This window comes from Streptomyces sp. NPDC052042, assembly GCF_044548345.1.
Classification (GTDB): Bacteria; Actinomycetota; Actinomycetes; order Streptomycetales; family Streptomycetaceae; genus Streptomyces.
In genome coordinates, this window is record NZ_JBIUBU010000015.1 from 44,652 (window position 1) to 65,599 (window position 20,948).

21 protein-coding genes are annotated in these 20,948 nt (G+C 69.9%); 5 read left to right on the forward strand and 16 right to left on the reverse strand.

Going from position 1 to position 20,948, the window contains the following annotated elements:
- Positions 1–2: 2 nt before the first annotated feature.
- From ACIHCL_RS23375 to ACIHCL_RS23420, 10 genes are read right to left on the reverse strand one after another with little or no spacing between them, the layout of a single operon-like run.
- The gene (locus ACIHCL_RS23375; protein ID WP_399864467.1) at positions 3–521 is read right to left on the reverse strand and encodes a hypothetical protein; all 519 of its coding nucleotides are present in this window, start codon (positions 519–521) and stop codon (positions 3–5) included.
- Positions 518–1,774, reverse strand: a complete 1,257-nt coding sequence (locus tag ACIHCL_RS23380) for an MlaD family protein (RefSeq protein WP_399864468.1) — start codon at positions 1,772–1,774, stop codon at positions 518–520. The genes ACIHCL_RS23375 and ACIHCL_RS23380 overlap by 4 nt, the downstream gene beginning before the upstream one ends.
- On the reverse strand, positions 1,771–3,075 hold the full coding sequence (locus ACIHCL_RS23385) for an MCE family protein (protein WP_399864470.1): 1,305 nt from the start codon (positions 3,073–3,075) through the stop codon (positions 1,771–1,773). Before ACIHCL_RS23385 ends, ACIHCL_RS23380 begins: the two co-directional genes overlap by 4 nt.
- Positions 3,072–4,208 carry an MCE family protein gene (locus tag ACIHCL_RS23390; RefSeq protein ID WP_399864471.1) on the reverse strand — a complete coding sequence of 379 codons (1,137 nt, stop codon included), beginning with the start codon at positions 4,206–4,208 and terminating at the stop codon, positions 3,072–3,074. Before ACIHCL_RS23390 ends, ACIHCL_RS23385 begins: the two co-directional genes overlap by 4 nt.
- Position 4,209: 1 nt before the next feature.
- Complete coding sequence (locus ACIHCL_RS23395; RefSeq protein WP_399864472.1) at positions 4,210–5,229, reverse strand: MCE family protein; 1,020 nt, start codon at positions 5,227–5,229, stop codon at positions 4,210–4,212.
- Complete coding sequence (locus ACIHCL_RS23400; protein WP_399864473.1) at positions 5,226–6,257, reverse strand: MCE family protein; 1,032 nt, start codon at positions 6,255–6,257, stop codon at positions 5,226–5,228. The genes ACIHCL_RS23395 and ACIHCL_RS23400 overlap by 4 nt, the downstream gene beginning before the upstream one ends.
- A complete protein-coding gene (locus ACIHCL_RS23405; RefSeq protein ID WP_399864624.1) occupies positions 6,254–7,561 on the reverse strand; it encodes an MCE family protein in 1,308 nt (435 codons plus the stop codon). Before ACIHCL_RS23405 ends, ACIHCL_RS23400 begins: the two co-directional genes overlap by 4 nt.
- Complete coding sequence (locus tag ACIHCL_RS23410; protein WP_399864474.1) at positions 7,561–8,364, reverse strand: MlaE family ABC transporter permease; 804 nt, start codon at positions 8,362–8,364, stop codon at positions 7,561–7,563. The genes ACIHCL_RS23405 and ACIHCL_RS23410 overlap by 1 nt, the downstream gene beginning before the upstream one ends.
- Before the next feature lie 6 nt (positions 8,365–8,370).
- Positions 8,371–9,225 carry an MlaE family ABC transporter permease gene (locus tag ACIHCL_RS23415; RefSeq protein ID WP_399864477.1) on the reverse strand — a complete coding sequence of 285 codons (855 nt, stop codon included), beginning with the start codon at positions 9,223–9,225 and terminating at the stop codon, positions 8,371–8,373.
- Positions 9,222–10,211, reverse strand: a complete 990-nt coding sequence (locus ACIHCL_RS23420) for an ABC transporter ATP-binding protein (protein WP_399864479.1) — start codon at positions 10,209–10,211, stop codon at positions 9,222–9,224. The genes ACIHCL_RS23415 and ACIHCL_RS23420 overlap by 4 nt, the downstream gene beginning before the upstream one ends.
- A gap of 849 nt (positions 10,212–11,060) precedes the next feature.
- Between ACIHCL_RS23420 and ACIHCL_RS23425 the strand changes: the two genes are divergently transcribed.
- Complete coding sequence (locus ACIHCL_RS23425) at positions 11,061–11,993, forward strand: hypothetical protein (RefSeq protein ID WP_399864480.1); 933 nt, start codon at positions 11,061–11,063, stop codon at positions 11,991–11,993.
- A gap of 157 nt (positions 11,994–12,150) precedes the next feature.
- Here the strand turns inward: ACIHCL_RS23425 and ACIHCL_RS23430 are convergent, their stop codons facing one another.
- Both ACIHCL_RS23430 and ACIHCL_RS23435 read right to left on the reverse strand, forming a co-directional pair.
- Positions 12,151–13,698, reverse strand: a complete 1,548-nt coding sequence (locus ACIHCL_RS23430) for a DUF6801 domain-containing protein (protein WP_399864481.1) — start codon at positions 13,696–13,698, stop codon at positions 12,151–12,153.
- A 211-nt stretch (positions 13,699–13,909) separates the two neighbouring features.
- Entirely contained in the window at positions 13,910–14,518 is a 609-nt protein-coding gene (locus ACIHCL_RS23435; RefSeq protein WP_399864482.1) for a hypothetical protein, read from the reverse strand.
- A gap of 876 nt (positions 14,519–15,394) precedes the next feature.
- Here ACIHCL_RS23435 and ACIHCL_RS23440 point away from each other — a divergent pair.
- Positions 15,395–16,690: a helix-turn-helix domain-containing protein gene (locus tag ACIHCL_RS23440; RefSeq protein WP_399864484.1), complete on the forward strand. Its 1,296-nt coding sequence runs from the start codon at positions 15,395–15,397 to the stop codon at positions 16,688–16,690.
- Between the two features lie 141 nt (positions 16,691–16,831).
- Positions 16,832–17,095 (forward strand): hypothetical protein, encoded by a 264-nt coding sequence (locus tag ACIHCL_RS23445; RefSeq protein WP_399864485.1) that lies wholly within the window; start codon positions 16,832–16,834, stop codon positions 17,093–17,095.
- A 58-nt stretch (positions 17,096–17,153) separates the two neighbouring features.
- Here ACIHCL_RS23445 and ACIHCL_RS23450 read toward each other — a convergent pair whose 3' ends face one another.
- The 4 genes from ACIHCL_RS23450 to ACIHCL_RS23465 all read right to left on the reverse strand — a co-directional run bounded on the left by ACIHCL_RS23450 (position 17,154) and on the right by ACIHCL_RS23465 (position 19,776).
- Positions 17,154–17,603 carry a YchJ family protein gene (locus tag ACIHCL_RS23450; RefSeq protein WP_399864486.1) on the reverse strand — a complete coding sequence of 150 codons (450 nt, stop codon included), beginning with the start codon at positions 17,601–17,603 and terminating at the stop codon, positions 17,154–17,156.
- 143 nt (positions 17,604–17,746) lie between these two features.
- Positions 17,747–18,556: an SAM-dependent methyltransferase gene (locus ACIHCL_RS23455; protein WP_399864487.1), complete on the reverse strand. Its 810-nt coding sequence runs from the start codon at positions 18,554–18,556 to the stop codon at positions 17,747–17,749.
- Between the two features lie 123 nt (positions 18,557–18,679).
- Positions 18,680–18,916, reverse strand: coding sequence for a DUF397 domain-containing protein (locus tag ACIHCL_RS23460; RefSeq protein WP_399864488.1), 237 nt, complete (start codon positions 18,914–18,916; stop codon positions 18,680–18,682).
- The gene (locus tag ACIHCL_RS23465) at positions 18,916–19,776 is read right to left on the reverse strand and encodes a helix-turn-helix domain-containing protein (RefSeq protein WP_399864489.1); all 861 of its coding nucleotides are present in this window, start codon (positions 19,774–19,776) and stop codon (positions 18,916–18,918) included. The genes ACIHCL_RS23460 and ACIHCL_RS23465 overlap by 1 nt, the downstream gene beginning before the upstream one ends.
- Positions 19,777–19,981: 205 nt before the next feature.
- On the opposite strand from ACIHCL_RS23465, the gene ACIHCL_RS23470 reads away from it, so the two are divergent.
- Both ACIHCL_RS23470 and ACIHCL_RS23475 read left to right on the forward strand, forming a co-directional pair.
- Positions 19,982–20,440: an ATP-binding protein gene (locus tag ACIHCL_RS23470; RefSeq protein ID WP_399864491.1), complete on the forward strand. Its 459-nt coding sequence runs from the start codon at positions 19,982–19,984 to the stop codon at positions 20,438–20,440.
- Positions 20,434–20,874 (forward strand): hypothetical protein, encoded by a 441-nt coding sequence (locus ACIHCL_RS23475; RefSeq protein WP_399864492.1) that lies wholly within the window; start codon positions 20,434–20,436, stop codon positions 20,872–20,874. Before ACIHCL_RS23470 ends, ACIHCL_RS23475 begins: the two co-directional genes overlap by 7 nt.
- Positions 20,875–20,948 lie beyond the last annotated feature (74 nt).

Below are 20,948 nucleotides of genomic sequence, written 5' to 3' on the forward strand. Positions count from 1 at the left end.
CCTCACGCGCCACCGACCGGGATCGCGGTCAGCGACTTGACCTTCCAGCCGCCCGCCGCCCGGGCGAGCACGGCCTCGAAGCGCTTGCGTTCGGTGCCCGGTCCGCCGGTGCGCGGGGTGACGCGTACCTCCACGGTCGCGATCATCTCGGCGGTCCCGGTCCGCTCGTCGAGCGCGGTCAGCGCCGCGTCGGTGACGGTGCCGCGCGCCGTGCCGCCGCTCCTGCGGAGTTCGTCCGCGTCCTTCTTCCGGGTGCGGGCGAGCTGGTCGTGCAGGGGCCCGGTGGAGGCGTCGAGCCATTGCCCCAGCCCCTCGTCCACACTCCTGGCGTCCGTGCCGTCCAGGGTGTTCAGCCGGGCAAGGTGGTGACGCCCCGCCGCCAGGGCGGCATCGCGGCTCTTCGCGTACGCGAGCGTGTCGTCGCCGCGCGCCCGTGCGTACGACCAGCCGCCGAGTGCGCAGACCAGTGCCGCGACGAGTACGGCCGCCCAGCCGGTCAGGGTCCTGGCGCGTGCGCTCATCGGCCCGCCTCCAGTCCGAGCAGTCCGGCCATGCTCCTCGGGGCGGGTGACGGGTCCCCGACGGCCCCGAGCGCGCCCGGGAGCGTTCCCCCGGCATCGGCGCCGAGGCGCAGCGAGCCGGGCTTGGCGGGTGTCGGCACCGGTCCGCCCTTCGGGGCGTTCGCGCTGCCGCGCACGTTGATGCCGGTGCCGGGCGAGGAGGCGCAGCGCGCCGTGGTGTCGACCGCGGGGCCCTTCGACGTGTCGAGGCCGTTGCGGTAGACGGTGCCGCCGTATCCGGCGGTGCACGGCAGGGGTTCGAAGAAGGTGACGGACATGCCGAACCTGGCACCGCCCTCGTCCACCGCGCTGGCTCCCGCCGCCACCACCGCCGGCAGTTTCACCAGGAGTTCCTCCAGGCCGCGCTGCCGGGTCACGGCGACCTCGGAGGTGGTGAGGAGGTTGGCGACGACGATGCCGAGCGAGGGGTCCAGATCGCGCAGCAGTCCGCTGATCTGGCCGGCGGCGTCGGGGGCGGCGGCGATCAGCTTCCGCAGGTCCGTGTCCGACCCCTTGAGCTGGGCCGCCAGTTCCTCGGCGCCGGAGGCGAATCCCTTGAGCGCCTCGCCCTGTTCGGCCTGGGTGCGCAGCACCACCCGCCCGTCGGCCATCAGCCGGGTGTTGGTGGGCAGCGCGTCGTCGGCCGCCCGCACGAAGTCGCCGCCGGTGTCCAGGAGGACCTGGAGGTCGTCGCCCCGGCCGGTGAACGCGGCGCCGAACTCGTCGACCACGGTGCGCAGCGACTCCAGGTCGACCGATCCGGCGAGGCCGTCGACGCTGGTGAGGATGTCGGTCACGGGGGCGGGGACGGTGGCGTCGGCCTGCGGGATGACGGAGCCGTTCGCCAGGTAGGGGCCTGTGGAGCGGGTCGGCCGGAGGTCGACGTACTGCTCCCCGACCGCCGACAGGTTGGCCACGACGGCCTTCGTACCGTCGGGGATGGGAGGCGCGGAGTCCTTGATCCGCAGTTCGGCCTCGACGCCGTCGTCGGTGAGTTCGATGGGGCCGACCCGTCCCACGGAGACTCCTCGGTAGGTGACGTTGGAGTGTGTGAACAGTCCACCTGTCCTGGGGAGTTGGACTGTGACGGTGTAGTAGTCGCGCAGCCCGACGTAGTGGCCGAGGTCGGCGTACCGCACCCCGAGATATCCGAGCACCAGCACCGCGATGATCAGGAACGCGATGTTCTTCAGCCTGATGGCGAGGGTGATCAACGGTCGCTCCCCTCCGAGGGTGACGGCCGGCCCGAGGCCGGCGGCCCGTCCGGCGGCGATGACGGGGGCGTGCCCGGGGCTGTCGTCCGGGCCGCCCCGGAGGCCGTCGTGGTGGGGGCCTTCGTGCCCGGTGTCCGGGAGCCCGGTGTGCCGGGGACGGTCGTGGCCGGTGCCGTGACCGGGGGGAGCGGCAGTGGCAGTCCCCCACCGGCTGTCGGCACGGCCGCTCTCGACGCGGGCGCCGGCACCGCGTCCGGGTCGAACGCCGGGATGATCTGCGTGCCGGGCACGGCCGTCAGGTCCAGGTAGACGTTGAGGTAGTCCCCCTTCACCCCGCGCAGCACCTCGTCCGTGAACGGGTAGGTGAACAGGACCTGAAGCGAGTCGGGCAGGTCGTTCCCGGAGTCCGCGAGCGCCTTGAGGGTGGGGGCGATGGCCTTCAGGTCCGCGATGGTGTCGGCCTTGCTCTTGTTGACGGTGTCGACGGCGACGGTGGAGAGGGTGTCGAGGGCGCGGAGCATGGTCAGCAGGGAGCCGCGCTGTTTCTCCAGGACCTTCATGCCGGGGCTGAGGTCGGTGAGAACCTTGCCCACCTGCCGTTTCCGGGTGGCGAGGGTGGTGGAGAGCCGGTTGACGCCGTCGAGGGCCTCGGTGATGTCCTTGCGGTGCTCGTCGAGGTCGGTGACGAGTGTGTCGATCCGTTCGAGTACCGACCGGATCCTGGGCTCGTTGCCGGACATCGCCTTGTTGAGTTCGGTGGTGATGGTCTTCAACTGGTTGATGCCGCCGCCGTTCAGCAGCATGGACAAGGCGCCGAAGACCTCTTCGACCTCGGGGTTGCGGTTGGTGCGGGTGAGCGGGATCCGGTCGCCGTCGGCGAGGGTGCCGTGGGCGGTGCCGCGTGCGGGCGGCGAGAGCTGGACGTACTTCTCGCCGAGAAGACTGGACTGCTCCAGGTGGGCGTAGGCGTTGGCGGGGAGCCGGACCTTCCCGTTGACCCGCAGGGTGACCCTGGCGTGCCAGCTGCCCGGGACGAGCGAGATCTCGGTGACACGGCCCACGGAGACGTCGTTGACCTTCACCGAGGCCTGCGGGGCGAGGCTGAGCACGTCACCGAAGTCCGCGGTGATCTCGTACGGGTGGTCGCCGAGGTCCGCGCCACCGGGCAGGGGGAGTTGCTCGATGCCCGAGAACGACGGGGCACCGCAGCCGGTGAGGACGAGGGTGCAGACGGTGCCGAGCGCGACCAGGGTGGTGCCGGTGGCCGTGCGGACCCGGGGCCGGTGCGGTCTCCTGCTCATCGGCCGGCCCCCTTCCCCGCGTGGCGCCCGGTTGCCCCCGTCGTGCCGTCGTTCCCGGGGGTGCCGTAGACGGTGCCCACCGCCGGCAACGGCAGTGCGGGCAGTGCCCGCTGCCGTTCCGCGTCCACCGGGGAGAGCCCCCGGAGCCCGGAGCCCGGCTGGGTGAGGGGGCCGCCCATGCTGAGTTCGTTGAGATCGGTGCGGCCGTTGAGCGTGCGGTGTTTCGGGTCGTACGCGTTCAGCACGTTGCCCGCCGAGAGGGGAAGGACGTCGAGGGACTCGGCCAGCGAGGCGCGCTGGTCGACGAGGGTCTGGGTGAGCGGCACCAGCGCGTCGACGTTCTTCTTGAGTGCCGAGCGGTTGTGCCGGATGAAGGTCTTGACCCCGGCGAGCGCGGTGCCGAGTTCCTTGAGCGCGGCGCCGAGGTTCTTCTTGTCGTCGGCCAGGAAGCCGGTCACGGAGTTCAGTTGGCGTTCCGCCTCGCGCACCTCGCCGTCGTTGTCCTTCAGCATGGTGGTGAACGTCTGGAGGCGGGACAGCGTGTCGAAGAGGTCCCCGCTGCTCTTGTCGAGGGTCTTCGTCGCCTTGCCGAACTGCTCGATGGAGTTCCCGATGTCCTTGCCGTTGCCCTTGAGGTTCTTCGCGCCGGTGTCGAGGAGGCGGGCGAGCGCCCCCTGTGCGTTGGCGCCCTCCGGGCCGAGCGCGTCGGCCAGTTCGGTGATGGAGGCGTAGAGCTGGTCGACCTCCACGGGTGTGGCGTTGTGCGCGGCGGGCAGTTCGGCGCCGTCGGCGAGCAGCGGTCCGCCGGTGTAGGCGGGGGCGAGCTGGACGTACCGGTCGGCGATCAGGCTGGGAGCGACGACGACGGCGTGGGCGTCCTTCGGCACCTTGACGCCCTTGTCGACGCGCAGCACCACCTCGACCTCCTCGCCACGCGGCTTCACCGACTGGACCTTGCCGACCTTCACACCGAGGATCCGCAGGTCGGACCCGGAGTAGATGCCGGTCGCCTGTTCGAAGTACGCGGTGACGGTGGTGCCGCCGCCGTCGTCCAGGGCCATCACGCCGGTCGTGGCGGAGGCGGCCACGACGGCGAGCCCGGCGACGATGCCGACGATGCGGAGCGGTCTCATGTCAGCGGTCGCCTTCCTGCCGCGGAGGCATGCATCCGGTGGCCGGCGGGGTACCGGGGGGAAGGTAGTTCTTCGGAACGACCCCGCAGACGTAGTTGTCGATCCACCGGCCGTTGCCGAGGGTGTTGCCGACGAGCCGGTTGTACGAACCTGCGAGCGCGAGCGCCTTGTCGAGGCTCTTGCGGTTCTTCTGCAGGACGGCGGTGACCCGGCCCAGCGCGTCCAGCGTCGGCCCGAGCTGCTTCTTGTTGTCGGCGACGAGACCGGTGAGCTGGGTGCCCAGGTCGCGGGTGCCGGTGAGCAGCAGGTGGATGGAGTCGCGGCGGGCCCGGATCTCGCCGAGGAGCAGGTTGCCGTCCTCCAGCAGGGTCTCGAAGCTGCTCTTCTTGTCGGCGAGGGTCTTCGTCAGCCGTTTGCTGCTCCTGAGGAGGGTGGCGAGCTCGGCGTCGCGTTCGGAGACGGTCCTGGAGAGCGCGGAGAGCCCGTTGGCGGCGCTCTTCACGTTCGGCGGGGAGTTCTTGAACGTGGCGGAGATCGTCTCGAAGCTCCTGGCAAGCTGCCGGGTGTCGATCTCCCCAATGGTCTCCCCCAGCCCGTCGAAGGCCTGGGTGACGTCGTACGGGGAGGTGGTGCGGCTGGTGGTGATGCGTTCGTGCGGGTCCTGCGGCGCGTCACCGAGGGGGTCGACGGCGAGGTACTTCTCGCCGAGGAGCGTCTTGATGGCGATGCCCACGGTGCTGGAGTCGCCGATCCAGGCGTTCTTCACCCGGAAGGTCACCTTGACCGCGGCGCCGTCGAGGGCGACCCCGGTGACCTTTCCGACCTTCACCCCGGCGATCCGGACCTCGTCGCCCTCGGTGAGCCCGGCGGACTCGGTGAAGTCGGCGCTGTACGTCGCACCGCCGCCGACGAAGGGCAGCGAGTCGGCCCGGTAGGCGGCGAATCCGAGGAGGGCGAGGACGAGCAGGCCGACGACGCCGACGGCGACGGGGTCGCGTTCCCGTACGGGCTTGAGTCTCATGACAGGCACCTCGGCTGGGTGATGGCGATGCCGGTGGGCGGGGCGCTGCCGTCGCTGGTCGTCACACCGGTGACCTTCGCCTCGCAGAGGTAGAGGTTGAGCCAGGAGCCGTACGAGGTGATGCGGCTGATGGCCGTCATCTTGGCGGGCGTCTTCCGCAGGAAGTCCTCGATCTTCGGCGCGTTGTCGGCGAGCCGGTCGGAGAGGCGTCCGAGCTGCTTGATGCCGTCCTTGAGGGGGGCCCGTCCGTCGTCGAGGAAGTCGGCGGTGACGGTGGTCAGGGCGCCCATCGCGGTGACCGCCCGGCCGAGCGGTTCGCGGTCTCCCGCGAATCCGGTGACGAGTTCGCGGAGGGTGACGACGAGGTCGTTGAAGCCGGCCTCGCGGTCGTTGACGGTCTTCAGGACCGTGTTGAGGTTCTTGATCACCTCGCCGATCACCTTGTCCTTGGCCGCGACAGTGCCGGTCAGTGAGCCGACGTGCTGGAGGACGCTGTCGACGGTGCCGCCCTCCCCCTGGAGCACCTGGACGATGGAACCGGCCAGCTTGTTGACCTCGGGCGGAGAGAGCCCTTCGAAGAGCGGCTGGAAGCCGTTGAAGAGCTGGGTGAGGTCGAGGGCCGGTGTGGTGCGGGACACCGGGATGGTGGAGCCCGGGGCGAAGTCCTGGCCGACCGGTCCGGTGCCCCGGTCGAGGTCGATGTACCGCTGGCCGACCATGTCGAGGTACTTGATCGACGCGGTCACCGACGCGGGGAGCTGCCTCCCTCTCCGCACGGTGAACCCGACCTCCGCGAGCCGCCGGTCCGCGACCCCGATGGACTCGACCTGTCCCACCTTGACCCCGGCGATCCGCACGCTGTCGCCGACGACCAGTCCGGTCGCGTCGGTGAACCGGGCCTTGTACGAACGGGTGTCACCGACACCGGTGTTGGCGATGGACAGGGCCAGCACGGTGGTGGCCAGCGTCGTCACCAGGACGAAGACGATCGATTTCGCGAGCGGTCCCGCGAGGGAGCGGCGCTTCACTTGAGCTTCACCTCCGCACCGCGGAAGGCCGGGCCGATGAGCACGCTGCTCCACTCGGGCAGGACCCGCGGCTGGACTTTCAGTGAGGGAGCGACCAGTTCGTTGACGAGTCGGCTCTCCTGCCGGGAGTTGGGTGTGCCGAGCGAGGCGTCGGCCGCCGGGACCTCTTGGGGCGCGCGGGGCGCGGACGCCTGCGACGACCGGTCGCGGTCCGCCGCACGGGCGTCCGCGGTCGGCGCGGTGTCGCCGATGTAGGGCAGGGAGTAGCAGTGCGGTCCGCCGGTCGCGTCGTAGACGGGGGTGTCCCGGCCCGGCACGTACTTCCCCTTGGAGGGCACGGTCTTCAGCGTCACGTGCAGACCGGGCTGGTCGGTGCCCTTGCCGAGCGCCTTGTCCATGGCCGGGACGAAGCCGGCGAGGGTGCGCAGGGTGCAGGGGAACTCGGAGGAGTACGCCGCGAGGGTCTCCAGGGTCGGCCGACCGGTCGCGGAGAGCCGGATGAGGTTGTCCTTGTTCTTCCGCAGGAAGTCGGTGACGTCCTGGGCCGAGACGGTCGTCGATCCGTACAGGTCGGCCAGACCGGCCTGTTGTTCGGCGAGGGTGCCGCTGGTGGTGGTGAGGTCGGTCAGCGCGTCGAGGAGGTCCGGGGCGGCGTCCGCGTAGACGGCGCTGACCCTGACGAGTTCCTTGATGTCGGCGTTGAGCGTGGGCAGTTGGGGATTGAGCTTCTTGAGGTGGGCGTCGAGCGTGACCAGGGTGTCGCCCAGCTTCTCGCCCCGGCCCTGGAGCGCCTGGGAGACGGCGGTGAGTGTGGCGGAGAGCTTCTGCGGCTGCACGGCGGTGAGCAGCGGCAGGACGTTGTCGAGGACCTGTTCCAGTTCGATGGCGTTGCCGGAGCGGTCCCGCGGGATCACGTCCCCTGCTTCGAGGGTCCGCGCGGAGGGGGCCTCGGGGGGCACGAGGGCCACGAACCGTTCGCCGAAGAGGGTGGTGGGCAGCATCTGGGCGGTGACATCGGCCGGAATGCGGTCGAGTGCGCCGGGCCGGATGGCGAGGGTGAGGCGGGCGCCCTCCCCGTCGGCGTCGATGGCGTGCACCCGTCCGACGACGACGCCGCGCAGTTTCACGTCCGCGTTCTCGTGCATCTCGTTGCCGACGGCGCCGGTGTGTACGGTGACGGTGGCGTCGTGGGTGAAGTCCTTGTTGTACACCGCGACCGAGGTCCATACGAGTGCGACGGGCACGAGCAGGAACCCGACCCCGGCGAGCCGGCGGCGGATCGTCCCGGTCTTCGTCGTCCGCATCATCCGGCCACCTTCACGGTCGTCGTGGCGCCCCAGATGGCGAGCGAGAGGAAGAAGTCGGTGACGCTGATCACCACGATGGCGTTGCGCACGGACCGGCCCACGGCGATGCCGACCCCGGCGGGTCCGCCCTCGGCGCGGAAGCCGTAGTAGCAGTGGGCGAGGATCACCATCACGCTGAAGACGAGCACCTTGAGCACGGAGAGCAGCACGTCGTCCGGGGAGAGGAAGAGGTTGAAGTAGTGGTCGTAGGTGCCCTCGGACTGCCCGTTGAACAGGACGGTGACATAACGGGACGCCACGTACGACGAAAGCAGTCCGATCGCGTACAGCGGGATGATCGCGACGACTCCGGCGACCACCCGGGTCGTGACGAGGTAGGGCATGGACCGCACCCCCATCGCCTCCAGGGCGTCCACCTCCTCGTTGATCCGCATCGCGCCGAGCTGGGCGGTGAACCCGGCCCCGACGGTCGCGGAGAGCGCGAGTCCGGCGACCAGTGGGGCGATCTCGCGGGTGTTGAAATAGGCGGAGATGAAGCCGGTGAACGCGGACGTGCCGATCTGGTCGAGGGCCGCGTGGCCCTGGAGGCCGACGACCGTTCCCGTGAACAGGGTCATGGCGATCATCACGCCGATGGTCCCGCCGATGACACCGAGCCCGCCGCTGCCGAAGGCGACCTCGGCGAGGAGTCGCTGCACCTCCTTCAGATAGCGCCGCAGCGTGCGTGGGATCCAGATCAACGCGCGTAAGTAGAAGGTGAGTTGGTCGCCCGAGCGATCCAGCCAGCCGAGCATGGACATCGTCTCTCAGCTCCCCTTCGCGGGGACGATCTGGAGATAGATCGCCGTGAGGATCATGTTCACGAAGAACAGCAGCATGAAGGTGATGACGACGGACTGGTTGACCGCGTCGCCCACGCCCTTGGGTCCGCCGCGCGGGTTCAGCCCGCGGTGGGCGGCGACGATGCCCGCGATGAATCCGAAGATCAGCGCCTTGACCTCGCTGATGTAGAGGTCGGGGAGCTGGGCGAGCGCGGAGAAGCTGGCGAGGTACGCGCCGGGCGTGCCGTGCTGCATGATCACGTTGAAGAAGTAGCCGCCGAGGGTGCCGACGACGGAGACCAGCCCGTTGAGCAGGACGGCCACACCCATGGTGGCCAGGACCCGCGGGACGACCAGGCGCTGGATGGGCGAGACCCCCATGACCTCCATCGCGTCGAGTTCCTCGCGGATCTTCCGCGAGCCGAGGTCGGCGCAGATCGCGGAGCCGCCCGCACCGGAGATGAGCAGCGCCACGATGAGCGGGCTGGCCTGCTGGATCACGGCGAGGACGCTGGCGCCGCCGGTGAAGGACTGGGCACCGAGCTGCTGGGTGAGCGAGCCGACCTGGAGGGCGATGACCGCGCCGAACGGGATGGAGACGAGGGCGGCGGGCAGGATGGTGACGCTGGCGATGAACCAGAACTGTTCGACGAACTCGCGTATCTGGAACGGTCTGCGGAAGACCGAGCGGGTCACGGACAGGGCGAGCGCGAACAGTCTGCCCGTCTCGCGCAGCGGCGCGAACAGCCGTACCGGCGGCCGGCGCACCGCTTTCCTCTCCGGCGGTGGGGCGTCGGCGGCGGGCGGCTCGGAGGGCCGCACCGGAAGGTCGGCGGTCATGGTCTGGCACCGCCGGCGGCCGGGGCGTAGCTGTTCACGATGGCCGTGCGCGCGGCCTCGGGCAGCTGCTCCAGCATGCCGAGGACCCGTTCGCGGCGGCGCTGGACGGCCCGGCGGACCGGCATCCCGTCAGAGGGCTCCAGCTGTGGCACGACAGTGCGCGGGCCGGAGGCGTGACCTGTGCCGTCGGCGTTCAGCCGCTCGGCGGCGAGGGTGGCCGCGTCCTTCTCCTCGGACATGCCGATGGGCCCCTCCCGGCGTCCGGCCAGAAACTGCGAGACGACCGGCTCGTCGCTGGTCAGCAGCACCTCCCTGGGCCCGAATGTGACGAGGTTGCGGCGGAACAGCATGCCCATGTTGTCGGGGACCGTGGCCGCGATGTCGAGGTTGTGGGTGACGATCAGCATCGTCGCGTCGATCTGCGCGTTCAGGTCGATGAGGAGCTGGGAGAGGTAGGCGGTGCGGACCGGGTCGAGTCCGGAGTCCGGCTCGTCGCAGAGGATGATCTGAGGGTCGAGTACGAGGGCGCGGGCCAGACCTGCGCGTTTACGCATTCCCCCGGAGATCTCGCCGGGCAGTTTCCCTTCGGATCCCAGCAGGCCGACGATGTCGATCCGCTCCATGACGATGCGCCGGATCTCGGATTCCTTCTTGCGGGTGTGCTCGCGCAGCGGGAAGGCGATGTTGTCGAACAGTGTCATGGAGCCGAACAGCGCACCGTCCTGAAACATGAGCCCGAAGAGTTTGCGCGTCTCCATGATGTCCCGCTCGGGACTGTTCACCATATCGACGCCATTGATGAGAACGCGCCCTCGCTCGGGTTTCAGCAGTCCGATGATGGACTTGAGGAAAACGGTCTTTCCGGTGCCGGACGGGCCGAGCATCACGCTTACCTCACCGGCGGGCAGTGTGAGCGACACGTCCTGCCAGATGTTCTGCCTGCCGAAGGACTTGGTAAGACCCTCGACGACCACTTCGATTCCCATCCCACCTCCTGCATGCACTCACGAAGTGACAGAAGTGCACCGAGGGGCGCACGTTAGGTTCACCAGGACCGCCAGGACAAGTCCTTGAACAGCCTTTTCTCCAGGGGCCGGAGCATTTGTCACACGATGACAAACTCCCGCGTACACCTTGTCGGCGGATGCGTAATCCACAGCGTCACGCGCGGCCCCTCCCCCGCGTTCCCGGTGGTCGCGGACGCGAGGCGGGGGCGGCCCCCGCCCGCCGCCCCCACGGACTCCCGACCGACGGCCCCCGGCCGGAGGCTTGCGCGCACAGGTCACGACGAGACTCCTTTTCGGAAAGGGGAGCAACCGTCGGACAGCGTGGCCGAGTTGCTTACGGAGCGACGCTACGGCCGGGTAACCTGACCGGGCAATACCGGTTCTCCAAGTTTTCGCGAGTCCGCACCGACCCCTCGTGTTCTTCTCATGGTCTGAGCAGGAAACCGAGCACGTTTATCACCGGATGACAAGTTCTGCGCACAGGCCGATGGTTCCGGACATGGCCGGTTCCGTCATCGCGGGATGTGCACCGAATGACAAGTCGCCCGCGTGGCGCACTCATCCGGGAACGAGAAGTCTTCTTCGGGGGAAGAATCTCAAACGACGGGATTGTGCGGCGGTGTTTCCCGCCAGTAACCTCACGGCTCGGTGAAAAGGCGCCCGTTTCGGCATGGCTCGCCGCGGGCTCCGGCACCCGTATCGCAATCCGATGGCCTGTGTGCCCGGGGAATCCTGCCCGAAAACGGCAGGGATCGGTGCACCGCAGGAAGACCCGAGCACATCCGCTTATGTGGCCGCCCGGTGGCGGCTGTCCGAAAAGGGGACGACATGAGATCTGGTTCGAGACGGGCGCGCCTGGGGCTGCTGGCGTCCTTCACCGCGCTCACCGCCTTCGTATCCGTGGGATCGGCCACCGCCGCCACGGGCCTCAACGGCCACTGGGCACCGTTCACCCGCTGCCCGGTGGATGCGCCGGCGATGCTCGCCGCCGACGGGCTGAACGACACCGCGGTGTGCGTCTCCTCGCGCTCCGCCAGCGGCTCCATCAAGCTCGGCAGCACCACCGTGCCGGTGGGAGTCAGCGACCTCCAGGTCGGTGTGATCACGCATTCCGGCGGCGCCTCGACGGTGGTCTCACCCGCGGGCGGCGCCCTGGTGGCCGACCCCGCGCAGATCCCCGGCGGGCTGCTCGGACTGATGTGCCCCAGCGACATCCCGGTGGTCAGCGCCATCTGCGGCCAGATCACGAACAGCACCCTGAACCGGGTCACCGCCACCGTCGAGTCGGTCGGCGACCCCAGCGACTTCCAGCTCCTGGCGGGCGTCACCACCGGCAAGCCGATCATCACGCTGCCCGTGCGGATCCACCTGGAGAACCCGTTCCTCGGCAACACGTGCTACATCGGCTCCGCGTCGAAGCCGATCCTGCTCCGCCCGCAGAACCTGACCCGTCCCACCGCCGGCACCCAGCAGTTCGACGGCGACGGCACCCCCGATCCGGCCGGTGTGATGGGGCGCATCAGCCTCCTCGGCGCCACCCAGACGGACACCACCTACGCGGTCCCGGGCGCCGGCGGCTGCGGCCTCGGCCTGCTGGACTGGGCGGTGAACCTGAAGACCGGGCTCCCCTCCGCCTCGGGCGGCAACAACGTGGTCCTGAACGACGCCCAGACCTACGTGGCCACGCTCAACGACCCGAGCGGCGCGGCACCCGACGCGGGCAGGCTGATGGCGCGGTACTGGCACTCGGCGGTGCGCTGACCGGCCCGGCCGTCCGGACCTCGGGCGGGGCCGTCCTCCGAACGGGAGCGTTCTCGGAGGGCGGCCCCCTCCGCATGCCCGGCACCGCCCCTCGCCCGGCCGGCACCGCGCGTCGCGTGCGCGGGTCGGCCGGGCGGCGGGAGAGACCGCGCGGAGGTCAGCCGGTGGGCTCCTCCCGGCCCGGCAGCGTCGGCATCGTCGGCGGGCAGAAGGTGCTGCTGTCCGAGGGGACGCAGGTCATGCCCTGGTTCATCGCGACGACGTTGCCGGGCCCCGAGATGGCCGCCGTGAACAGGTTGTCCAGATCCTCACCACCGGTCCCGCATCCGGAGAACGGGGGGATCTCGACCTCTCCGTTCATGGGCCCTCCGCCGAAGACGTTGACGTACTTCGGGAAGTCACCGTTCAGGACCACCTTGAAGGGTTTCGAGGTCCGGCACTCCGGTCCCACGTCCAGCGGGGTTCCATTGACCTTCACGTCGTGCAGCCGCAGCGACTGCTTGAAGGAGGCCGTGGCGAAGTAGGTCTTGCCGCTGCCCATGCCGATGTTGCCGGTCGAGATCGTGAGCGGTCCGTTCTCGAACTCCACCTTCGCGGACACGGGCTGGAACCCGAACGTCAGGAAGGTGGAATCGGCGTCGGGCAGCTTCAGGTTGCCGAGCGAGTCGAGCCGCAGGTAGTAGCCGCCCTCGGCGTTGGCCGCCCGCTGCCCCCGGTGCACGTTCGCCAAAACGCTGATCAGCCCGGGTTTCTTGGCGGGATCATTGATGATCATCGCCCCGTTCAGCTTGTGCACGGTGGCCATGCCGACGGCGTAGGCGCAGCCGAAGGTTCCACCGCCGGGGATGTCGACCTCCATGACCTCGGCGCCCGCCGGCGGCTTCGGCGCTTCGCTCCAGTCCGCCGCGCCGGTGGGCGGATCGACGGGGCACGGCTCCTCGTTCCCGGCCGCCGCCGTCCGAGGCTCCACCGCGATGCCGTCGCCGGGGTCCGCACCCGCGCCGTCCGTGCCACCCGCGCCGTCGGCCCCGTCGTCCCCCGAGGTCCTCGACGGCCAGGGGACCGGGGTGTCCCCCGACACCGGGACCGTCGCCAGTAACGCCCGACCGCCCCCGGCGGGTTCGCAGGTGAGTGACGGGATGTCGGCCGGTCCGGTCTCCTGCCCGGTCCGTGGGGCGCTGTCGTCGACGGGCCGCACTCGGAGCGTGAGGCGGCCCGCGGTGAAGGTGGCGTCGCCCGCGGTCGGCAGCGTCACCGACGGGACGGCCCCGGTGTGGACGAGGCTCGCCTCCCCCTCGGCGGGGACCTCGGTGCCCGGCGCCGGCAGGTCCAGCCACCGCGCCTCGGCCGACCGGTCCTTCTGCCTGATCTCCACGAAGAGCGTCGCGGTGCTCGCCACCGCCTCGGTGCCGGCCGGCAGCAGGGCCGCCAGATCCGCCCCGGGAAGCCGTACGTCGACCGTCACCGGGCCGCTCTCCAGCGGTGTTCCGGCGGTGCCGGAAGCCGGGAACGCCGTGGTGACCCCGACGGTGACGCGACCGGTACCGCCCGGCAGGGCGCAGTCGTAGGCGAGGGTGACCGCCGCGCCGCCCTCCTTTGCGGCGGATCCGGATCCGGACAGCAGCCCCGCGAGGAGCGCGACGGCCGCGACCGATGCCAGGCGCGCCGATCGCCTGCCGCCGATCACCGTTGTCTTCACGTTCATACTGGCGCTGTCCTCCCTGATGCGGGGTGATGGGATACGGCCCCGGCTCCGGCGGCGGGGCCTGGTCGCCACGCGGGCCCCTGGCTCGACTCCCGGTGCCAGAGGCCCGCGGGCGGGCCGTGAACGGCCGCTCGGGGTGGCGGCGAACCGTTGTCCGCCACCACCCCGAGCCGGATGTGGACCGGGCCGCTCCCCGCCCGGGTCCGCCGCGTCACGACGTGGCGGTGATCTTCTGCTTCGGGCTCACCACGTACTCGGCGTTGAAGCTGGCCACGTCGCCGTTGCTGATGAGGCCGAGGCAGCTGGCGTTGGACGCCTTCAGGTCGCTGCCCGTGCCGTCGATGACGAGGGATCCCTTGGTGTTGTCGTAGTGCCCGTACACCTTGCCCGTGAAGTCCGCGTTGCAGCCGACGCCGGAGATCTTCGCGGAGATGTCGCTGACGGTTCCGTCGACCCAGTCCGCGTGCGTGGCGTTGGGCTGGATAACGTTGATCTTCCAGGGAGTCGCCTTCATGGTGACCTTGAAGGAGATGCCGCCGACGTCGCAGCCGGTGAACGTGATGTTGTCGATGTTGCCGATCCCGACCCCGTCGGGGCTGGTCGTCTTGAGCGTCCCGGACGTCACGGTGGAGGAGTCGCAGACGAGTTGGACGAGCGGGACGTCCAGCGTGGGCAGGGTGGCGACTGCGGTGAAGGCGCCGCCCGGGCTGACCGTCCAGGAATGCGACGCGGTGGTGGCCGAGGCCGAGGACACCGTCATCCCGATGGCCGCGCCGAGTGCTGCGGTGACGAATGCGGCTCTGCGTGCAAGGGTGTTCACGATTCCATTTCCCTTCAGAAGGCGTGACCCACGCGGAGAACCCGTCCCGCCGGAATGGCCGGAACTCCGATGAGGGCACAGGACAGAGAAGTGGCAGTCCGGCCTGACCGACTGCGCGACCACTTGCTTTCGGCGAAAACGCTACGGTCGGGTAACGTGGCTCCGCAACAGTAGTGACGAAGAATCTCCCGAAGCGCGAATCAGGGCCCGCGTTTTATCGCGCCACGAGTGTCGGTCCATCAAATCTTGTCCAGAAGTGAGCAGTCGCGGCGGCCGGTGCCCGGTCCCGGACCGCGCTGCCGCCCCCGCTCTCCCCCTGTTCATCGGCCCGGCGGGTGTCCGCGTGATCCGAGTCGACGTCATACCCCCCCTCGCGTACGGGGGATCCCGCACCCGCGGCGGCACCGGAGAATCCGTTCATGAGCCGGCGACGCAACAGGGGATTCAGCCGGATCGTTTTCCGGACACACGATCCCGTCGTGCCTCATCCCCTCTGCTTCACGGCGACGAACGTCGTCGGATTTCCGCCCGACGGTCGCTGCGGAGCATTTCCTCACGCATATCGCATTCCCCACACGAAAGGGCACGCGCATCGTCCCGGGAACCCGGTAATTCCCGCCGTGGAATGCCGGTCCACCACTCCCTCCGCCCCGGACGAACCGGAATCCGCGGATCCGCCGTCACGGCCCGCTGGACCCGTGACGGCAGTACGTGCCCCCTGCCCCCTGCCCCCTGCATCTCGCCCTGTCGTGCCTGTGTCCACACGCGCGCGCGTGGACTATCTTCAGCAGCCCGTGTTGGCACGCACCTGACGGCTTGGGAGCGCTCCTCCCACGGCCCAACCCCATCGGGCGCCGGAGAGCAAGGGACAGAGGAATGCCGGGAGTTGCGCAACCATCGGAACTCGGGGAACCACTCGGACCGCTGCCGCAGGAGTTCGCTGCGATCGTGCGCCCCGAGATACCCGGCCTGATCAAGGAAATCGGATTGGAGGTCACCCGCGCCTACCCCGTGTACGCACGCCTGCTCGACGGCCCGTACGGACAGGGCATCCGGGTGGGCGTGGAGCAGACCATCTCCGTCTTCGTGGACCAGGTCGCCGAACCGACCGCCCCTTCCACCCTGCGGGACGAGATGTGCCGGAGATTCGGCCGCTTCGAGGCGTACGAGGGCCGCAGCCTGGACCAGTTGCACGGCGCCTACCGGCTCGGAGCGCGGGTCGCGCTCCGCCGGGCCAAGAAGATCGGCCGGCGCTACAACCTCTCCCCCACGGTCATGCTCGCCTTCGCCGACGCCCTGTTCACCTACGTCGACGAACTCGAAGCGCTCTCCCGCGAGGGCTACCTGGAGGTCCGCGCGGCCTCGGCCGACCACACGGGCACCCTCAGACGACGGCTGCTGCATCTGCTGCTCGCCGGGCGCCCCGCGCCCCGTACGGCCATCGTCGAACTCTGCGAGCAGACCGGCTGGACGATGCCCGACGAGGTGACGCTGGTGGCGGTGCGCCCCGGGGCGGATCCGGCCGGTCCCGGCACCGACCGGGACGTCCTGGCCGACTTCACCGATCCCCAGCCGCACTTACTGATCCCGGGGGCGTTCGACGGCGTGCGAAGACGCATGCTCGACCGGACGCTCCCGGGGCACCACGCCGCGGTCGGCCTGACCGTTCCCACGGCCATGGCATCGGACTCGATCCGCTGGGCCCGCCGCGTACTCGAACTCGTCGACGCGGGCGTCGTCGAGGACGCGCCGGTCATCCTCTGCGAGGACCATCTGACCACCCTCTGGCTGCTGTCCGACCCGGCCCTCCTCGGCCAACTGGCGCGGCGTGAACTCGCCCCGCTCGCCGGAATCAGCGCGAACCGGCGCGAGCGGCTGACCGAGACCCTGCGGATCTGGCTCGACACCCGGGGCACCGCCGCCCAGATGGGCGAACTGCTGGACGTGCACCCGCAGACGGTGCGCTACCGGATGCGCAATCTGGAATCCATCTTCGGCAGGCAACTCGTCGACCCCGAGGCGCGGTTCTCGACCGAGGCGGTGTTGCGCGCGCTCCGGCTGCAACCGCCCACCGGGAGTGACGAGGCCACCCGCGATCCGCGCGGCGACCGGGCCGGAAGCGGATCACGTGTGGCGCGACGGGTCAACTTACCCAGCGGTAAGACGAAATAGCCGGTCAGCTCCAAACGGTTGCCACATGGAGACGTTCTCGAAGAGAAACCCGGAACTGTGTCCCGTAGACATGGAGAGAGGGCCGCTCACCCGGCGGCCCCCGGCATCGCCTCCTGGCCAACCATCCGAGAGGGAAACCCCATGACCGCCTCCCACCTCCTCGTCCCCGTGCCGATCCCGGACCGGGTCGCCGCGCTGATCGGCTCCCGCATCCCCCCGCACGTCGTGCGGGCGGGACTCGACGCCGCGTGTGCCGTGCGGGAGGTACGGCGGTTCCGCGGTCCGCTGCTCTGCGCCGAGGACCGGGCCGACCGCGAACAGGCGCTCTCGGAGCTGGCCCGTGCCAACAAGATCCTCGCCGCCCACCATCCACGACTGCCCGTACGCCCCGACAGCGCCTCATGACGCTGTGGCCGGAGGGTCACCGACGCGCGACGCCCGGTGCGGCGCGTCGGCCGGGACGTTACTCGGCGAAGACCGCCTCCTCGTAGACCCAGGCGCCCTCGAACCGTATGAACCGGCTCTTCTCGTACAGCGAGTCCGGCTGCCCGGCGGCGGTGCAGTGTGCGCGGAAGGTGACCGTGCCCGTGGTGTGGAAGGCGCTGCCGTCGGTGGTCTCCAGAACCTCCAGGCGCACCCACCGCATCCCCGGGTCGAAGTCGACGGCGGGCGGCCGGGTGCGGGGATGCCAGGTGCGGAGGAGATACGCCTCGTCCCGCACGGCGAACGCCGTGTACCGGGATCGCATCAGCGCCTCGCAGTTCGGCGCGGCGGCGGTGCCCGCGTGGAAACGGCCGCAGCATTCCGCGTAGGTGGCGGGCAGCCCGCACGGGCACGGCGACTGGCCGTTGATCGCGGAAGGCCGCCCCGGGGATGCGGTGGACCGTTTCGGTCGTGTGGTGCGTCGTGACATGCCCCCATTGTGTCCTGCGGCCCGGGCGGCCCCACGGGGCGGACATGCGGGTCGGCGGGCACGGCCCGACCGGGGTCGATCGACCGGAGCGGACCGGCGGTCTCCGGGCCCGGTGCGGGAGCAGGTCGGGGGCGGGGGTGCGGTCAGGGCTTGCGGGCGACCCCCGCGTAGCCCGGGATCGGTTCGTCCCCGGCGACCTCGACCACCTGGCCGAGTTCCGGGTGCCAGTCCGCGGAGAGCGAGACGCCCGGCTCGATGAGTTCGAGCCCGTCGAAGAACGCGGAGAACTCGGCACGCGACCGCAGCCGCAGCGTCATCCCGCGCGCCTTGTACACGGCGGACGCCGTCGCCGCGCCCTCGGGGTCGTAGTCCCCCGTGATCTGCGAGAGCACCAGGAAACTGCCCGACGGAAGCCGTCCGACCAGGCGGTCGACGATCTCGGCCGCGCCGTCCTCGTCGTCCAGGAAGTGCAGCAGGGCCAGCATCGACAACGCGATCGGCCGGTCGAAGTCGAGAATCCCCTCGGCCTGTTCGAGGATGATGTCCGGTTCGCGGACGTCGGCCTGGATGTACTCGGTGACGCCCTCGGGGGTGGACCGCAGCAGGGCGGCCGCGTGCGCCAGGACGATCGGGTCGTTGTCGCAGTAGACGACGCGCGCGTCCGGGGCGGTCCGCTGGGCTATCTGATGGAGATTGGGTTCGGTGGGGATGCCCGCGCCGATGTCGAGGAACTGCCGGACGCCGTTCTCCGCCAGCCACCCGGTGGCCCGGTGCATGAAGGCCCGGTTGACCCGCGCCATGTCCCGCCCCCGGGGCTGGAGCGTCAGCAGCTCCCGGGCCATCTGCTCGTCGACCGGGTAGTTGTCCTTGCCACCGAGAAACCAGTCGTACATCCGCGCGGGATGCGGACGGCTGGTGTCGATCTCCGTGGCTCGGGGGTCGTACCCGGTCATAGAGCGCTCCATGGGGTCCATAGGTCGGCGGGCGGGACGGCGGACGGCGGTGCGGGACGTGGACGGTTTTCCGGCGCTGGCGGCCCTGAGAGGGACCGCCGGTCCGGCGGCGGGATCTGTCGCTCAGGTCAGGAGGAAGTCCGCCCGGCCCGACTTGGCCCCCTGGATGAAGGCGGCTATCTCGTGGTGCGAGTAGATCAGGGCTGGGCCGTCGGGATCCGCGGACTGACGGACGGCGACCCTGCCGTCGGACAGTTTCATGGCCTCGACGCAGTTGCCTCCGTTCCCACCGCTCCACGGCTTGTGCCAGCCCTCGGTGCCGAGTTCGGCGGCGGGCATGCCGTTGTATATGGGATCCATCACAGCTCCTTGCGGAAACCCCGGAGGACTTCCTTCGTGCGTTGTGCAGTCGCGGCCTGAGCCGCCATGCGGTCCATGGCTTCGAGGTAGGAGGCCACCTCGGGGCGCGCGTCGAAGTAGACGGCGCCGGTCAGGTACTCGCTGTAAACCATGTCCGGGAGTTCGGGCATCCCGAAGCGGAAGATGACGAAGGGGCCGTAGGTGCCCGGGTGGTGGCCGGTCGAGAATTCCGCGATCTGCAGTGTCACATGCGGCATCTCGGTCGCTTCGAGCAGCCGGTCGATCTGTCCGCGCATCGCGCCGACGCTGCCGACCGGGCGGCGCAGCACCGTCTCGTCCATCACCACCCACAGCCTGGGGGCGTCCGGTCCCTGGAGCAGGGACTGACGCCGCATCCGCAGCGCGACGTGGCGTTCGATGTCCTCCGGCCTGGTCTGGCCGACGGCCCCGGTGCGCAGCACCGAACGCGCGTAGTCCTCGGTCTGGAGCAGACCGGGGACGAAATGCGGCTCGTACATGCGCAGAAGGCTCGCGGCGCCCTCCAGGCTGACATACATGCTGAACCAGTCGGGCAGCACGTCATGGTAGCGCTGCCACCAGCCGGGTTTGTTGGCCTCCTCGACAAGTTCCACGAAGGCGTCGGTCTCCTCGTCGGAGATACCGTACGCCTTCAGCAGCATCTGGACATAAGGGATCTTCAGAGCGACCTCAGCGGTCTCCATCCTGCGCACCGTCGCGGATGCGACCCGCAGCACCTTGGCAGCCTGGTCACGGCTCATTCCGACGCGCTCCCGCAGATCCTGCAGGCGCTTGCCGAGAACGACCTGACCCACGGTCGGGGCGGACCGCGGTTCGCTCACTTCAGACCTCCCCATGCGCTGTTTGGCAGCAGTGTGCCATGAGCGAGCCTCATGACACAGCCACTCTGAAATTTTCAGAGTGCCTCTTGCCAAGTGTTCCAGACAGGGGGAGAGTTATGAAGGGAACCAGTTCACGTAGTCACGACCGCGGTCATGCGTGTGCGATCGCGGAGTGTGACGCAGCCCCCACGTGTGAGGAATGGTTGTGGCACCTGGCAGTGCGCTCATCCCCCGGCTCATGGACCTCAGCCCCGGGACGGAAGCGCTCCGTTACTGCTTCGCGCTGCCGGCGCACCCGAAGTCCGTGGCCGGTGCGCGACGGCTGGCCCGGGCCCGGCTCGACGAGTGGCGGCTGGGCGGGGACGCGTACGACGCGGCGCTCCTGATCGTCTCGGAACTGGTCACCAACGCGGTGGTGCACACCATGAGCGCCCGTGTCGTGTGTGAGTTGCGCTGTCTCGACAGACGGCTGCGCATAGCCGTGCAGGACCAGGGGCACCAGGCCGGCGGCCCGAAGCTGTGCCGCGCCGCGGACGACGAGCACGGACGCGGCCTGCTGCTCGTCGACGCGATGAGCAGCACCTGGGGTTCGCGTTACGCGGAGTTCGGCTCGGGCCGCATCGTCTGGGCCGAACTGCCGCACAGCCCGGAGTGCGCATGCTGAGGAACGCGATGTCCCATCTACGCAGAGCACGTCGACCCCACGAGTCCGAGCGCCCGCCTGCGGCGGGGACGGTGCGGTTGCCCTTGCCATCGGCTTTCTCGGCGACGTTGGGCTGCGACGCCGTGGGCGTGCCGGCGCGCTACGGTTTCCGGCTGCTGTCCCATCTGCCGCGCACCGGCTGCGTCTTCGCGGACACCGACCGGTGGTGGTGGATCGTGCCCGCGGGCTCGGACCTGGATCTGGACTGGCCCGCGCAGATCGCCTACGTGCGGGGGGCGCAGGTTCCCGCGGAACAGCCGCGGCTGATCCACCAGTCCGACGACCACACCCCGTACACGCCGCCCATCCCGCTCTTCCTGATGGTCTGCCAGCTGATGGGCGTGGCACCGTCGTGGGCACCGGCCGGTGGTCCGCGCCCGGTCTCGGCTCCCTGACGCGCCCCTCCGCGCTCCGCGGCGTCCGGTCGCCGCTGCGCCGCCGCTCCTCCCGGTGGCCTCCCCCGGTCTCC